This window comes from Janthinobacterium breve, assembly GCF_051380895.1.
In the GTDB taxonomy this organism is placed as follows: Bacteria; Pseudomonadota; Gammaproteobacteria; order Burkholderiales; family Burkholderiaceae_D; genus Janthinobacterium.
Map to the genome: position 1 here is coordinate 119,030 of NZ_JBNYXY010000011.1, position 14,625 is coordinate 133,654.

Here is a 14,625-nt window from a genome sequence, read left to right on the forward strand (position 1 = left end):
AAAGAGATGCAAACTTCATCGTGCGCCCCGGCATTTAACCGAAACGATTTATACTGTTTATTTCATTTATACGATATAAATCGTTTATACGGTTTATATCATTTATACCGTATAAACCATTTATATGATTTATATCGTTTAATTTTCTGGCGCTTAAACTCTTGCTATAAAGACCAGATGACGCTCTGCATTTAGCCCTGGCACCGCAATTGCGCGTAGCTCGGTAACTTGCCATTCCGCTGGCAGTCGCTCGCGCTCGTCTGGCGGCGCCACCCCTTTCAAGGCGATGAACTGGCCTCCCTCTTCCAGCACGTGGCCCGACCAGTTGACGAAATCGGACAGGTCGGCGAAGGCGCGCGAGGTGATCACGTCGAATTTCTGCTGCACTTCCAGCTGTTCCACGCGCTTGGTGTACACGGTCACGTTGCTCAAGCCCAGTTCCGCCTTCACTTGCGTCAAAAATGCCGTCTTTTTATGCACCGTGTCGATCATCGACACCTTCACATCGGGCCGCGCGATGGCCAGTACCATGCCCGGCAAGCCGCCACCGGCGCCCACGTCGAGCACGTTTTTGGCGTCCGCGAACGCGGGCACGGCCGCCAGCGAATCGAGCACGTGCAAGGTCAGCATCTGCAGGGGATCGCGCACCGACGTCAGGTTGTACACGCTATTCCATTTGGCCAGCAAGGCCAGGTAATCGAGCAGTTTTTCCGTCTGATCCGCGCTCAGGTCCAGCCCCAGCGCGGCGATGCCTTCATTCAAAATCTGGGCCAGTGCGGCCCGGTCAAACTGCTTCATTCAACAACCTCGTCCTTTAAAGTGGTGGTCTGCGCGGCACCAAAACCGCGCTTTTTCAAGTGCACCAGCAGCAGCGAAATCGCCGCCGGCGTCACGCCGGAAATGCGCGATGCCTGGCCCAGGGTTTCTGGGCGCTGCTTGTCGAGTTTTTGCCGCACTTCGACCGACAGCGCGCCGATGTCCAGGTAATTAAAACCGGCCGGCAATGCCAGGTTTTCATAGTGTTCGTGGCGCTCGATTTCCTTGCTCTGGCGCTCGATGTAGCCCGCATATTTGAGCTGGATTTCCACCTGCTCGCGCACGGCGGGATCCTCCACGCCGGGGCCGGCCAGGGCCTGGCCTTCCATGCCCGTCATGCTCATCAGCGTGTCGTAGGCGACGTTCGGGCGGCACAGCAAATCCGCCAGCGAGTACTCGCGCTCGATGGCCTGGCCAACGATGCGTTCCGATTCGGCGGCCGCCAGGATGCGCGGATTGACCCAGGTGGAACGCAGGCGCTGCAGTTCCAGCGCCACCGCTTCGCGCTTGGTCTCGAAGGCTTGCCATTGGGCGTCGCCCACGCAACCGAGGGTGCGGCCAATTTCCGTCAGGCGCATGTCGGCATTGTCTTCACGCAGGCTCAAGCGGTACTCGGCGCGACTGGTGAACATGCGGTACGGCTCCTGCACGCCCTGGGTGATCAGATCGTCGACCAGCACGCCCAGATACGCCTCGGAGCGGCCAGGTACCCAGGCTTCCTTGTCCTGCGTCAGCAGCGCCGCATTCAGCCCCGCCAGCATGCCTTGCGCGGCCGCTTCCTCGTAGCCGGTGGTGCCGTTGATCTGGCCGGCGAAGAACAGGCCTGCCACCGCCTTCGTTTCCAGCGAAGCTTTCAAGCCGCGCGGGTCGAAATAGTCGTATTCGATGGCGTAGCCGGGGCGCAGGATGTGCGCGTTTTCCATGCCCTTCATCGATTGCACCAGGGCGATCTGCACGTCGAACGGCAGGCTGGTGGAGATGCCGTTCGGATAGAACTCATGCGTCGTCAAGCCTTCCGGCTCGAGGAAGATCTGGTGCGATTCCTTGCCCGCGAAACGGTGGATCTTGTCTTCGATGGACGGGCAATAACGGGGGCCCACGCCCTCGATGACGCCCGTGTACATGGGGCTGCGATCGAGGCCGGCGCGGATGATGTCGTGCGTCTGGCTATTCGTGTGCGTGACCCAGCATGGCACCTGGCGCGGGTGCATGGACGTGTTGCCCATCACCGAGAACACGGGCACGGGATCGAGGTCGCCCGGCTGTTCTTGCATCACGGAAAAGTCGATCGTGCGGCCATCGATGCGCGGCGGCGTGCCCGTTTTCAAACGCCCTTGCGGCAGCTTCAATTCCTTCAAACGGGCGGACAGCGAGATGGCGGGCGGGTCGCCGGCGCGGCCAGCCGAGTAGTTATTCAAGCCCACATGGATCTTGCCGTCGAGGAAAGTGCCAGCCGTCAGCACCACGGCGCGCGACAGGAACTTCAAACCGATCTGCGTCACGGCGCCGACGACGCGGTCGCCTTCGACGATCAAATCATCGACCGCTTGCTGGAACAGCCACAAATTCGGCTGGTTTTCCAGGCGTGTACGGATGGCAGCTTTATAGAGAAGGCGGTCGGCCTGGGCGCGCGTGGCGCGTACTGCCGGGCCTTTCGACGAGTTCAGGATGCGGAACTGGATGCCGGACTCGTCGGTGGCAATCGCCATCGCGCCGCCCATGGCATCGACCTCCTTGACCAGGTGGCCCTTGCCGATGCCACCGATGGAGGGATTGCACGACATCTGGCCCAGTGTCTCAATATTATGCGTGAGCAATAGCGTCTTCTGCCCCATGCGGGCGGAAGCGAGGGCCGCCTCGGTACCGGCGTGACCACCACCGACAACGATGACGTCGAATTCTGTAGGAAATAACATGATAAATAGGTAACAGTGCAAGTAAAAATGCGGGAAGAGAGCTCCGATTATAGAGTCTTTTTGCGAGCGCAACCTTCCACGGGCCAATTTTTGCTTAATTTTTACTCAGCAGTAGCAAGAAACCGGTGATTTCTGTTTCACGTGGAACACTCCATGGGCCCGCGATGGGGCTGCAGCGGCGGGCAATGTTTGCTACAATTGCCGCATCGTCCGCAACACAGTGGTCACGCCAGTGGCCATAGTGACGATCATCCAGGAGGACGGCCTCCCCCATCATGGGAACACACCGGGACGGCCCGCTCTGTATAAGGAGCCGCCATGGCCTGGATACTTTTACTCATTGCCGGCATGCTTGAAGTCGTGTGGGCATACTCGATGAAACTCTCCGAGGGTTTCACCAAGCTCACTCCCTCCGTGATTACCATCGTCATGATGATCGCCAGCTTCGGCTTGCTGTCGATTGCCATGCGCACCCTGCCCCTGGGCACAGCCTACACGATCTGGACCGGCATCGGCGCCGTCGGCGCCTTTATCGTCGGCATCGTCGCGCTCGGTGAACAACTGAATGCCATGCGCGTGTGCGCCGCCGTCCTCATCGTGTGCGGCATCGTGCTGATGAAGCTGTCTTCCAGCCACTGAGAGGAATCCCCATGCTCCTCGAAAACTATTTTCCCGTCCTCCTGTTCATTCTGATCGGCATGCTGGTTGGCATCGTGCCCATGCTACTGGGGCGCGTGTTGGGTCCGCACAAACCCGATCCGCAAAAACTGTCCCAGTACGAATGCGGCTTCGAAGCGTTCGGCGACGCGCGGATGAAGTTCGACATCCGCTTCTACCTGGTCGCCATTCTGTTCATCCTGTTCGACATCGAGGTGATCTTCCTGATGCCTTGGGCGGCCAACGTCAACGAACTGGGTTTGCTCGGTTTCTGGGCCGTCATGGGTTTCTTGAGCCTGCTGACCGTCGGCCTGGCCTATGAATGGAAACGCGGCGCGCTGGAGTGGGAGTAACCCCGCTTCTGGTTCCACGTGAAACATGCGCGGGGCTGGAAAGCGGAGTAAGCTTGGCTTCTGTCCTTGTTGTCAGGAGTCTGCATGTCCGCCTTCCAGTTCCGCACCGTGCCGCATCTGATCGTTGAACCAGGCGCCGCCACCCAGTTGGGCGCGCACATCGCCCATCACTTCCCCACCGTGCGCCGCGCCCTGCTCGTCACTGACGCAGGCTTTTTACGTACAGGCCTGGCCGATGCTCCCCTGCACAGCTTGCAAATGGCGGGTATCGAGACGCACATGTTTTCAGACGTGCAAGCCGATCCGCCCGAAGCGATCGTGCTGGCCGGTGTGGCACAGGCGAAAATGTTTCACGTGGAACTGATTATCGGCCTCGGTGGCGGCAGCTCGCTGGACGTGGCCAAGCTGATCGCCGTGCTGGCGCCCGGCCACCAGGAACTGGCGCAACTGTATGGCATCGGCAATGTCCGCGGCCAGCGCCTGCCTCTGGTGCAATTGCCGACCACGGCCGGCACGGGTTCGGAAGTGACGCATATCGCCATCGTCACCACGGGCGCCACCAGCAAGATGGGCGTGGTCGCGCCGCAACTGTATGCGGACCTGGCAATCCTCGACGCCAACCTGACCCTGGGCTTGCCGCCCGCCGTGACGGCCGCCACCGGCATCGATGCCATGGTGCATGCCATCGAAGCGTACACCAGCCGCCTGCTGAAGAATCCATTGTCCGACATGCTGGCCATCCAGGCGCTGTCACTGCTGTCCAGCAATCTGCTCACGGCCTGCCGCGATGGCGCCAACTTGCCGGCACGCCAGGCCATGTTGCTGGGCGCCATGCTGGCCGGCCAGGCGTTTGCCAATGCGCCCGTGGCCGCCGTGCACGCGCTCGCCTATCCCATCGGTGGCCTGTTCCACGTGCCACATGGCCTGTCGAATGCGCTGGTGCTGCCGCATGTGCTGCGTTTCAATCTGTCCCACGCGGCGCCCCTGTATGCGCAACTGGCAGCCGTCGTGCAGCCCGGCATCACGGGCAGCGAGGAAGCGCGGGCCGTGGCCCTGATCGACGCCATGCAAGATATTGCCCTGGCCACCGGCATCGCGCGCACCCTGCGCGAGGTGGGCATCGCGGCCAGCGACCTGGACCGGCTGGCCGACGACGCCATGCTGCAGACGCGCTTGCTGGGCAACAATCCGCGCGTCGTCACACGCGAGGATGCCCGCGCCATCTATGCGGCCGCGCTATGACACTCAGTTGGGCACATCCACCACCGTCCCCGTCACACTGATCGCATTGCCTGCCGCTGGCGTCGACACTATCGCCGGCGCGTTGATATTCGTGATCAAGGTCGACGCATCGGCGCGCGTTACCGTGCGCACTACCTGCGAGGGCGGCAAGGCCTGCTTGGCGGACAAATGCGCATACATGGCGTCGAGTGCCCGGTTCAGGTACACATGCAAGGGCACGATCAGGGTCGGCAAAACGCTGCTGAAGGAATCGAAGTGGTTGGCATGGGTCACCTCGATATAGCGCAAGCGGCTGGCGGCGCCTTCCACGGCGGCGTTCAGGCCAAGATAGGCGCGCGATGCGTGATTGACGGGAATCAGGGTATCGCTGCGGCCATGCACGATGATGGCCGGCTTGCCATTCAATTTGCCGCTGGCCGCAACCTCGGCCATGCCCGCACGCACGCGCACGCTCTGCCCGGCCAATGTACCCTGCAAGTTGGCGCTACTGACGGCATCGCGCCCCGTCGCCAGACTGCGCAGGCACAGGAAACCATCGAGCGACTGGTCCGCCAGGCTGTTTGACGGCGACACGCCGGCCGTATAGACCTTGGCGCCGCCTACACTGTTCTCGTACACGACACTGCCGAGTATCCCGTTTTGCGCGGCAAAGCTGGCCGCCTTTTGCGCCGTGGTAAACGGGATCGGATTACCGCTGCCATCCGTCTGCGCAAACGTGAAACCGCATACCTTGTCTGTCACGGAAAATTTCCCATAGGCATAGGCATACGTGACGGCCACCAGGATGTTCGTACCCGCGTGCGCGGCCTGCAGCGGATCGGAATCGACCAGCCAGCCATACGCCTGCAAGCGCTGCTTCGCGTCCGCCTGCTGCGCCGCCAGGTCGGCGCCGTTCAACAGCCCCTTGGCTACCAGCGCCGTGCAGCGTCCCGCATTGCCTACCACGGAGGCAATGCACGGCTGGTACAACGCCGCGTAGGTGGCGTAGTCGAACAGGGCGCGCCCCGGTGCGTTCACCACCACCCCGCCCTGGCGCACGCTGTAGGCGCTCGATGCGGCCGGCTGGACTTGCGGCTCGCTGGCGGCCACGCCGCTGATCAAGCCCTTGCTATCCTGTTCCGCCGCCAGCAAGGCCGAGCCGGCGCCGTTGGAAATGCTCGAGGCAATCGTGATGGTGTTCTTCGGCGTCAGCCGCACGATGCGCGAACTGCCGTCACGGGCCAGCACGCCATAGCGTTCGTTCAAGACGAAATAGGCCATCTCGACCGCCTGCAAGGTAACCTTGCCCCAGTCCTTTTCCGGGTTCTGCTGCGAGTGCGCATGCTTGAAGGCGATGCGGTTCGGGTTGGCACTAGCCCAGGCCAGTCGGTCGGCGTCGCTCAAGTCCGGCGCGAAGAGCGCGTTCTTGCCGGCGGCCACCCTTCCCGCACGCACGCCGTTCTGGAGGTTGACGCTGTCGTCTTCAAACACATACAAACCCGTGCCGGAACCTTTGTCGGCATACGCCACGGCGCAGCCCTTCTTCAAACCCCACTCTCCCGAACTGCCGATGGCGCCATAGATGCCGCGCGAGCCGCTGGAGGTGCCCGTGACGATGCAGGCATGGTCGGGATCGAAGCTGGCCGGCACCTGCACCATCAAGGTGACATTCTTCTTGCCCGTGCCGTCGTCAGCATAAGCGATATATTCACTGCCCGCGACCAGACCCTCGCCCGTGCCCACGTTACCGCCGGCATCGACATTCGGGCCGTACAAGGTGCCGTAGCCGCTGTTGGCGGCAATGTCGAGCACGGCGCGGTAGTTGGCGTAGATCGCATTGCGGCGCAGTTCGACCGGCGTCGGCTGTTCGGCATTCGCATACGCGGGCGCGGTGCCCGCCAAGCCCGTCTTGCCCAGGCCGGCCGTGAGCAAATCATTCGTCTTGCCGTCGTAGTCGGCGCGCGCGATGGTGCCCAGATAGCCGGGCATCTGGTTCAGTTCTTCCGATGCATGGTTGCTGCCGCAGGCTGCCAACGCCAGCAAGGTGCACAGGCCCATGCCAGTAGTGCCCGTGCGCGTGATCGTCATTTGCATGGTGGTTCTCTCCGTTGAGGTAACAGTGGACGCACAATGAAAAACGCCGGACTATCCGTCCGGCGTTGCTTGAAAATCAGACAGCGGCTTTGGCAGCCCTGCCGCCGAAGCGCGCGATGGCTTCGCCGACGATGCCGCGCCGGAACAACAGCACGCAGATGACGAAGATCACGCCGGTCACCATGCCCACCGATTCGCCCAGGGTGCCGAACCACTCGATGCCCGTGTGCGTGGCCAGATAGGTGCCAACATCGCCCAGCTTGTTTTCCAGCGCGATGATCAGTACGGCGCCGAGGATGGGACCGGCCATCGTGCCCATGCCGCCCACCAGTGTCATCAGCACGACCAGGCCCGACATGCCCCAGTACACATCGGTCAGGGTTTCAAAGCCCAGCACCAGGGTCTTGGTGGCACCGGCCAGGGCGGCCAGCGAAGCGGACAGCACGATAGCCATCAGCTTGTACTTGTTGACATCGTAGCCCAGCGAGATGGCGCGCGGTTCGTTTTCCTTGATCGCCTTGAGCACTTGGCCGAACGGCGAGTGGATGGTGCGCACGATCAGGGCGAAGCCGGCGATGAAGATGGCCAGCACGAAGTAATACAGTACGGTGTCATTGCCCAGGTCTATCATGCCCAGCAAGGTTCCACGTGGAACACCCTGCAAGCCATCCTCGCCGCCCGTGAACGGCAGGCGCAAGGCCAGGAAGTACACCATCTGCGCCAGTGCCAGGGTGATCATCGTAAAGTAGATGCCCTGGCGGCGGATCGCCAGGCCGCCGATCACCAGGCCCAACAAGGCACCCGTGGCGACTCCGGCCAGCAGACCCAGTTCCGTCGGCCAGCCCCAGGTGCGCAGCGCATAGCCGGTGACATAGCCGGCGCCGCCGAAGAAGGCCGCATGGCCGAACGACAGCAAGCCCGTGTAACCGATCAGCAAGTTAAAGGCACAGGCGAACAGGGCGAAACACAGCAACTTCATCAGGAAGACGGGATAGCCGTAAAACGGGGCCGCCAACGCCAGCAGCAGGGCAATGGCGTAGCCTACATTCTTATTCATCGTGGTAGCTCCAATACATGACTGATGAGGATTACTTTTCTTTGCCGAACAGGCCAGCGGGACGCAGCAACAGCACGATGACCATCACCACGAAGACCACGGTGGCCGAGCCTTCCGGGTAAAACACGCGGGTCAAGCCCTCGATCACGCCCAGGCCCAGGCCCGTCAGGATGGAACCCATGATGGAACCCATGCCACCGATCACCACCACGGCAAACACGACGATGATCAGGTTCGAGCCCATCAGCGGCGAAACCTGGATGATCGGTGCGGCCAGCACGCCGGCGAAACCGGCCAGCGCCACGCCGAAGCCAAATGTCAACGTCACCATCAGCGGCACATTGATGCCGAACGCTTCCACCAGTTTCGGGTTTTCCGTACCCGCCCGCAGGTAGGCGCCCAACTTGGTTTTTTCGATGACGAACCAGGTGGCCAGGCACACCGAAAGCGAAGCGATCACCACCCAGGCGCGGTAGTTTGGCAGGATCATGAAACCCAGGTCCGTCGCGCCGGCCAGCGCTTCGGGCACGGCATACGGCTGGCCCGAGACGCCATAGAAGGAGCGAAACACGCCTTCCATGATCAGGGTAATGCCGAAGGTCAGCAGCAAGCCATACAGGTGGTCGAGTTTATAGAGCCAGCGCAACATGGTCTTTTCAATCAGGATGCCGACCAGGCCGACGAGGATCGGGGCGATGACCAGCATGGCCCAGTAATTGATGTCGAAATAACTGAGGCCCATCCAGGCCAGGAAGGCGCCCATCATGTACATGGCGCCGTGCGAGAAATTAATAACGTTGAGCAAGCCGAAGATGACGGCCAGACCGAGGGACAACATGGCATAGAACGAGCCGTTGACAAGGCCCAGCAGCAGCTGGCTCATCATCGCTTGTATTGGAACGCCGAAAATTTCCATGGCATCACAGTATAAAAAGCACCGCCGGGTAGCGGTGTGGTATCAAGGGAAACACGCCACCGCAGACTGGTGCGGCGGCGCAAGGCGAACCCTGCGAGCGAAGCGCGTGCAGGACGGACCACCCGCGCGCAGGCGGGCGATCCGCTGGAGGTATGGCTACAGCGTTACTTCCACAACGAACACTTCGACTCGGCCTTGGTCACATATGCTTGCGCACCGGGCACGGTGGCAACCACCTTGTAGTAATCCCATGGGTATTTCGACTCGGATGGCTTTTTGACTTCCATCAAATACATATCGTGCACCATGCGGCCATCGGGGCGCACTTCGCCATTCTGCGTAAACATGTCGTTGATCTTGGTCTTTTTCAGGTAGGCCATGACCTTCTCGGTGTCATCCGTTCCCAACGCCTTGACGGCTTTCAGGTAGGTCGCTGCGGCCGAATAGTCGGCTGCCTGCAGCATCGACGGTTCTTTCTTCATCTTGGCGAAATAGCGTTTCGACCAGGCGCGCGTTTCCGCATTCAAGTCCCAGTACCAGCCATCGGTCAGGTACATGCCTTGCGTCAGGTTCAAGCCCAGGGAATGGATGTCATTGATGAAGATCAGCAAGCCGGCCAGTTTCATCGACTTCGTCAAGCCGAACTCGTTGGCCGCCTTGATGCTGTTGATGGCGTCGCCGCCGGCATTCGCCAGGCCCAGGATTTGCGGTTTGGCCGCTTGCGCCTGCAGCAAGAAGGAAGAGAAATCCGAGGCGCCCAGCGGATGCTTGACGCTGCCCAGCACCTTGCCGCCGGCCGCTTTGACGACCTCGGCAGTGTCTTTTTCCAGCGAATGGCCGAACGCGTAGTCGGCCGTCATGAAATACCAGCTCTTGCCGCCCTGCTTGACGATGGTGCCGCCCGTACCGCGCGCCAACGCCACCGTGTCGTAGGCGTAATGCACGGTGTAAGGCGTGCATTCTTCATTCGTCAGGCGCGAGGAACCGGCGCCGATGGCGATGAAGATTTTCTTCTTTTCCGCCGCGACCTTGGCCATGGCCAGGCTGGCGCCGGAATTGGTGCCGCCGATCAGCATGTCGACGCCCTGCTGGTCGAACCATTCGCGCGCCTTCGAGGCGGCGATGTCAGCCTTGTTTTGATGGTCGGCGGAAATGAATTCCACCTTTTTGCCGGCCAGTACCACGCCGGCATCGGCGATCGCCATCTTGATGGCTTCCGCGCCGCCGAGGCCGTCGACGTCGGAATACACGCCCGACATGTCGGAAATAAAACCGATCTTGATGGTGTCGCCCGATACCTGGGCATGCGCAGCCGCGGAAAAGCCCAGGGCGCAAAGGGTGGCGGTGGCAATGGCGATAGCGTTACGTTTCATAGTGTCTCCGTTGGGATTATTGTTTGCTATTCAGTCGATTGCTGGACGATGACGCGTACAAGATATACGCGTACTACATGGGGATTACACGCCAAGCAGCTCGGTCAATACCGGCATCTTGGCCTCCAGTTCGGATGCAGCAAAAGTCTCGACGATCTGACCGTGCTCCATCACATAAAACCGGTCCGCCAGCGGCGCGGCAAACCGGAAATTCTGTTCCACCATGACAATGGTGTAGCCCTTCGCTTTCAGGGTGGTGATCATGCGCGCCAGCCCTTGCACGATGACGGGCGCCAGGCCTTCGGATATTTCATCGAGCAGCAGCAGGCGCGCGCCCGTGCGCAGGATGCGCGCCACGGCCAGCATCTGCTGTTCCCCGCCCGACAGGCGCGTGCCCTGGCTATGGCGGCGTTCCTGCAAATTCGGGAACATGGCGTAGATTTCCTCCACCGACATGCCCTTCTCGCCGCTGGCCAGGGTCGGCGGCAACAGCAGATTTTCCTCGGTCGACAGCGATGAAAAAATGCCGCGCTCTTCGGGACAATAACCGATGCCAAGGTGGGCGATTTTGTGCGTGGCCAAACCTATGGCCTCGACGCCGTTGACTTTGATGGAGCCCGTGCGCGCCCCCGTCAGCCCCATGATGGCGCGCAAGGTGGTCGTGCGGCCGGCGCCATTGCGGCCCAGCAACGTCACCACTTCGCCCTGCTCCACTTTCAGATTCACGTCGTGCAGGATGTGCGATTCGCCATACCAGGTGTGCAGTTGCGCAATTTCCAGCGCGGGCGCGCTGCCATTCACTTGTGTCGCCATCAATGCGCCCCTTCCAGTTCGGCGTGGGTGGTGCCCATGTATGCTTCCATCACATGCGGATTGCGCGACACTTCCGCGTAACTGCCTTCGGCCAGCATGGCGCCGCGCTGCAGGACGGAAATCTTGTCGCAGATGCCAGAGACCACGCTCATATTGTGTTCCACCATCAAAATCGTGCGGCCGGCCGAGACTTTCTTGATCAGCTCGGTGACGCGGTGCACGTCTTCGTGGCCCATGCCCTGCGTCGGCTCATCGAGCAGCATCATTTCCGGTTCCATCGCCAGGGTGGTGGCAATTTCCAGCGCCCGCTTGCGCCCGTAGGGCATGTCGACCGTGATGGTGTCGGCAAACTCCGTCAGGTCGACCTCGGCCAGCAAGGCCATGGCGCGGTCATTGAGCTGGTTCAGGGAACGTTCGCTTTGCCAGAAGTGGAACGAGGTGCCCAGCTGGCGCTGCAAGCCGATGCGCACATTTTGCAGCACCGACAAATGCGGGAAGACGGCGGAAATCTGGAAGGAACGGATCACGCCCATGCGCGCGATCTGCGCCGGCTTGGCGGCCGTGATATCTTTCCCATTGAACAGGATCTGTCCGGAAGTGGGGACCAGGAATTTGGTGAGCAAGTTGAAACACGTGGTCTTGCCGGCGCCGTTAGGACCGATCAAGGCGTGGATATGGCCCCGCTCTACCTGCAGGTTCACCTCGCTCACTGCGGTGAAACCCTTGAATTCCTTGGTCAAATTTCTTGTTTCCAAGATTACGTTTGACATCGTGTCTCCTAGTTGTACTTTTTGTACTACTTAGTCATTTTTATAATACACAACTTAAATTTATCGCACAATACAGTATAACTACGGGAATTTATCGCCAGCCCGAATGGCGCAAACCCGCGCTTTTACGCGGTCATTTCCAGGCTGCGTGTATCATTTGCGCCGCTTTTTCCGCGATCATCACCGTCGGCGAGTTCGTATTACCAGAAATAATGTACGGCATGATGGAGGCATCGACGACGCGCAAGCCGGCCACGCCGATCACGCGCAGCGCGCTGTCGACGACGCTCGATGCCTCGCTGGCCAGGCCCATGCGGCAGGTGCCCACGGGGTGAAAGATGGTGGTGCCGATCTGGCTGGCCGCCTGTGCCAGTTCTTCCTGGCTCTGGAATTGCACGCCGGGCTTATATTCCTGCGGCGCAAACTGTTTCAGGGCCGGCGCGGCGGCAATGGCCCGCGTCAGGCGCAAGGCGTCGGCCGCCACGCTGCGGTCCTGCTCGGTACTCAGGTAATTGGGCACGATGTTCGGCGCCGCATAGCTGTCGGCGCTGGCTATCTGCACATGGCCGCGCGAGGTGGGGCGCAAATTGCACACGCTGGCCGTAAACGCGGGAAACGCATGCAGCGGTTCGCCGAATTTATCGAGCGACAGCGGCTGCACGTGGTATTGCAGGTTCGGCGTGGCTTGCTGCGGGTCGGACTTGGCAAACGCACCCAGCTGCGACGGCGCCATCGACATGGGCCCGCTCTGGAACAGCGCATATTGCAAGCCGATCTGCATTTTTCCCAGTAAATTGCCCGCCATCACATTCAGGGTTTTCACGCCCTGGACTTTAAAGACCATGCGCAGTTGCAGATGGTCTTGCAAATTGCCGCCCACGCCAACGGCGTCCACAACGGGAACAATGCCATGCTGCTGCAACAAGGCGGCCGGGCCGATGCCGGACAATTGCAGCAATTGCGGCGAACCGATGGCGCCCGCCGTCAGCAAGGTTTCACGCCTGGCTGTCGCCTGCCACTGTGTGCCGCCGCCCGTAAACACGATGCCCGTGCAGCGCGGTCCCGACTCCGAAGTCTCAAGCAACAGACGTTCCACGTGGCAGCCCGTCATGATGGTCAGATTCGGGCGGCGCGCGGCCGGTTTCAGGAAGGCTTTCGAGGTATTCCAGCGGATGCCGCGGCGCTGGTTGACGTCGAAATACGCGCTGCCACTATTATCGCCACCGTTGAAATCGCTGGTTTTCGGAATGCCGACCTGCTGCGCTGCGTCGCGAAACGCATTCAAAATATCCCACGACAGCCGCTGTTTTTCCACGCGCCATTCGCCGCCCACACCATGGTTTTCCGAGGCGCCGCCGTAGTAATCCTCGCTTTGTTTGAATAGCGGCAAGACCTTGTCCCAGCGCCAGGAAGCGTCATCCGTCAGGTCGGCCCAGTGGTCGTAATCGCCAGCCTGGCCGCGCATATAAATCATGCCGTTGATGGAAGAGCTGCCGCCGAGTACTTTTCCGCGCGGATACATCAGGCTGCGTCCGCCCAGACCCGCGTCCGCCTGCGTGGAATACAGCCAGTCCGTGCGGGGATTGCCGATGCAATGCAGATAGCCGACGGGGATGTGAATCCACACGTAATCGTCCTTGCCGCCCGCTTCCACGAGTAACACGCTGGCGTCCTTGTCGCGTGTGAGCCGGTTGGCCAGCACACAACCTGCCGTGCCACCGCCCACGATGATGTAGTCGTATTCGCCTGCCGATTCCAATGAAGCTCCTTTCGGTATGCCATCAAGCTGTCGCGCAGTGTGTCTCCCCACCACGTCCCGTTACCAGAGTCTGTCTTTTTTCATGCATGCATGGCTGTTGAGCCGCCTTGAGATTACCACCAGTGCTGGGCCAGGGCGACATTAATCGTGGCAAGCCGTATGGGCTAGCGTGACGGGCAAGGAAAAACACAGCGAAAACAGGGGCTGCAGGTTGTGGATAAGCATATGGATATCCACAGGGACGATATGTGCGTAAACGAAAAATTTTTTCGGCGGCTTTTTTTTGTCCAGAAACCATCCCGGGCAGATACAACGCTTACTCAGCGCTTATCCGCACGCCAAGCGATTGTTTACAAGGATAAATCAGGACTTATCCACAGAAGATGCCCCCGTTAACTACTATTACTATTCTTGTATACGAACTTATTAAGGTAAACCCGATGACGCGCGTTTTGCCTACCCTTCGCCGTCGAGAAGGTTCGCAAGCCTCACTTCAAAAAAAAGCCGGCAAGCTGCTGACAAAAAAAAATCGCGCCAACAACTGAGCGACGAAAACCGGCGCGGCCGGCATCACGCACACAGCACTGCCAAACCGTTTTGCAAAATAGAAACGTCAACAGAGCTTGGCCAAGCTCTGGCCAAGCAGGCTGTTCGATGTCAAAAAAAGGGAAATTTGCTTCGATTGTGGATAAGTCACTTGATATCCACAGGATGACTTGTGAGTAAACACGAAGTTATGCGCAGGCCCGCATTTTATACAATTTTGCTCCTCGCGTGATACAGCGATTATGCACGCTTTATTTTGCGCGTAAACACTTGATCCTGTTGAAAAAAAGTGACTTATCCACAGAAAAAACCGTGTTTACTATTACTACTATTT

12 protein-coding genes are annotated in these 14,625 nt (G+C 60.1%); 3 read left to right on the forward strand and 9 right to left on the reverse strand.

Annotation, left to right across the window (positions count from 1 at the left end; genetic code table 11):
• Nucleotides 1-153: 153 nt before the first annotated feature.
• Together rsmG and mnmG are read right to left on the reverse strand one after the other, a co-directional pair.
• Nucleotides 154-798 carry a 16S rRNA (guanine(527)-N(7))-methyltransferase RsmG gene (rsmG, locus tag ACQ4W0_RS22735; RefSeq protein ID WP_436578811.1) on the reverse strand — a complete coding sequence of 215 codons (645 nt, stop codon included), beginning with the start codon at nt 796-798 and terminating at the stop codon, nt 154-156.
• Nucleotides 795-2,732, reverse strand: a complete 1,938-nt coding sequence (gene mnmG / locus ACQ4W0_RS22740; protein ID WP_436578812.1) for a tRNA uridine-5-carboxymethylaminomethyl(34) synthesis enzyme MnmG — start codon at nt 2,730-2,732, stop codon at nt 795-797. The genes rsmG and mnmG overlap by 4 nt, the downstream gene beginning before the upstream one ends.
• Before the next feature lie 318 nt (nt 2,733-3,050).
• On the opposite strand from mnmG, the gene ACQ4W0_RS22745 reads away from it, so the two are divergent.
• The 3 genes from ACQ4W0_RS22745 to ACQ4W0_RS22755 all read left to right on the forward strand — a co-directional run bounded on the left by ACQ4W0_RS22745 (nt 3,051) and on the right by ACQ4W0_RS22755 (nt 4,984).
• On the forward strand, nt 3,051-3,371 hold the full coding sequence (locus ACQ4W0_RS22745) for a DMT family transporter (protein ID WP_436578813.1): 321 nt from the start codon (nt 3,051-3,053) through the stop codon (nt 3,369-3,371).
• Between the two features lie 11 nt (nt 3,372-3,382).
• Nucleotides 3,383-3,742, forward strand: a complete 360-nt coding sequence (locus tag ACQ4W0_RS22750) for an NADH-quinone oxidoreductase subunit A (protein ID WP_436578814.1) — start codon at nt 3,383-3,385, stop codon at nt 3,740-3,742.
• A gap of 84 nt (nt 3,743-3,826) precedes the next feature.
• Nucleotides 3,827-4,984 (forward strand): iron-containing alcohol dehydrogenase, encoded by a 1,158-nt coding sequence (locus ACQ4W0_RS22755; RefSeq protein WP_436578815.1) that lies wholly within the window; start codon nt 3,827-3,829, stop codon nt 4,982-4,984.
• 3 nt (nt 4,985-4,987) lie between these two features.
• Here ACQ4W0_RS22755 and ACQ4W0_RS22760 read toward each other — a convergent pair whose 3' ends face one another.
• The 7 genes from ACQ4W0_RS22760 to ACQ4W0_RS22790 form a co-directional block, all read right to left on the reverse strand.
• Complete coding sequence (locus ACQ4W0_RS22760; RefSeq protein WP_436578941.1) at nt 4,988-7,051, reverse strand: 3-hydroxybutyrate oligomer hydrolase family protein; 2,064 nt, start codon at nt 7,049-7,051, stop codon at nt 4,988-4,990.
• An 82-nt stretch (nt 7,052-7,133) separates the two neighbouring features.
• Nucleotides 7,134-8,114: a branched-chain amino acid ABC transporter permease gene (locus ACQ4W0_RS22765; protein WP_436578816.1), complete on the reverse strand. Its 981-nt coding sequence runs from the start codon at nt 8,112-8,114 to the stop codon at nt 7,134-7,136.
• A gap of 31 nt (nt 8,115-8,145) precedes the next feature.
• Entirely contained in the window at nt 8,146-9,030 is an 885-nt protein-coding gene (locus ACQ4W0_RS22770; protein WP_034752662.1) for a branched-chain amino acid ABC transporter permease, read from the reverse strand.
• A gap of 164 nt (nt 9,031-9,194) precedes the next feature.
• On the reverse strand, nt 9,195-10,403 hold the full coding sequence (locus tag ACQ4W0_RS22775; protein WP_102122736.1) for an ABC transporter substrate-binding protein: 1,209 nt from the start codon (nt 10,401-10,403) through the stop codon (nt 9,195-9,197).
• Between the two features lie 84 nt (nt 10,404-10,487).
• Nucleotides 10,488-11,216, reverse strand: coding sequence for an ABC transporter ATP-binding protein (locus ACQ4W0_RS22780; RefSeq protein WP_436578817.1), 729 nt, complete (start codon nt 11,214-11,216; stop codon nt 10,488-10,490).
• Nucleotides 11,216-11,986 (reverse strand): ABC transporter ATP-binding protein, encoded by a 771-nt coding sequence (locus tag ACQ4W0_RS22785; protein WP_426073619.1) that lies wholly within the window; start codon nt 11,984-11,986, stop codon nt 11,216-11,218. Before ACQ4W0_RS22785 ends, ACQ4W0_RS22780 begins: the two co-directional genes overlap by 1 nt.
• Before the next feature lie 133 nt (nt 11,987-12,119).
• Nucleotides 12,120-13,745, reverse strand: a complete 1,626-nt coding sequence (locus ACQ4W0_RS22790) for a GMC family oxidoreductase (RefSeq protein ID WP_436578818.1) — start codon at nt 13,743-13,745, stop codon at nt 12,120-12,122.
• Between the last annotated feature and the right edge of the window lie 880 nt (nt 13,746-14,625).

Excerpts from the sequence above, each read along its gene's own strand:
- ACQ4W0_RS22745 (WP_436578813.1), top strand. The coding sequence starts at position 3,051 with ATGGCCTGGATACTTTTACTCATTGCCGGCATGCTTGAAGTCGTGTGG.
- ACQ4W0_RS22785 (WP_426073619.1), bottom strand. The coding sequence starts at position 11,986 with ATGTCAAACGTAATCTTGGAAACAAGAAATTTGACCAAGGAATTCAAG.
- rsmG (WP_436578811.1), bottom strand. The coding sequence starts at position 798 with ATGAAGCAGTTTGACCGGGCCGCACTGGCCCAGATTTTGAATGAAGGC.
- ACQ4W0_RS22775 (WP_102122736.1), bottom strand. The coding sequence starts at position 10,403 with ATGAAACGTAACGCTATCGCCATTGCCACCGCCACCCTTTGCGCCCTG.
- ACQ4W0_RS22770 (WP_034752662.1), bottom strand. The coding sequence starts at position 9,030 with ATGGAAATTTTCGGCGTTCCAATACAAGCGATGATGAGCCAGCTGCTG.
- mnmG (WP_436578812.1), bottom strand. The coding sequence starts at position 2,732 with ATGTTATTTCCTACAGAATTCGACGTCATCGTTGTCGGTGGTGGTCAC.
- ACQ4W0_RS22765 (WP_436578816.1), bottom strand. The coding sequence starts at position 8,114 with ATGAATAAGAATGTAGGCTACGCCATTGCCCTGCTGCTGGCGTTGGCG.
- ACQ4W0_RS22750 (WP_436578814.1), top strand. The coding sequence starts at position 3,383 with ATGCTCCTCGAAAACTATTTTCCCGTCCTCCTGTTCATTCTGATCGGC.
- ACQ4W0_RS22755 (WP_436578815.1), top strand. The coding sequence starts at position 3,827 with ATGTCCGCCTTCCAGTTCCGCACCGTGCCGCATCTGATCGTTGAACCA.
- ACQ4W0_RS22780 (WP_436578817.1), bottom strand. The coding sequence starts at position 11,216 with ATGGCGACACAAGTGAATGGCAGCGCGCCCGCGCTGGAAATTGCGCAA.
- ACQ4W0_RS22760 (WP_436578941.1), bottom strand. The coding sequence starts at position 7,051 with ATGACGATCACGCGCACGGGCACTACTGGCATGGGCCTGTGCACCTTG.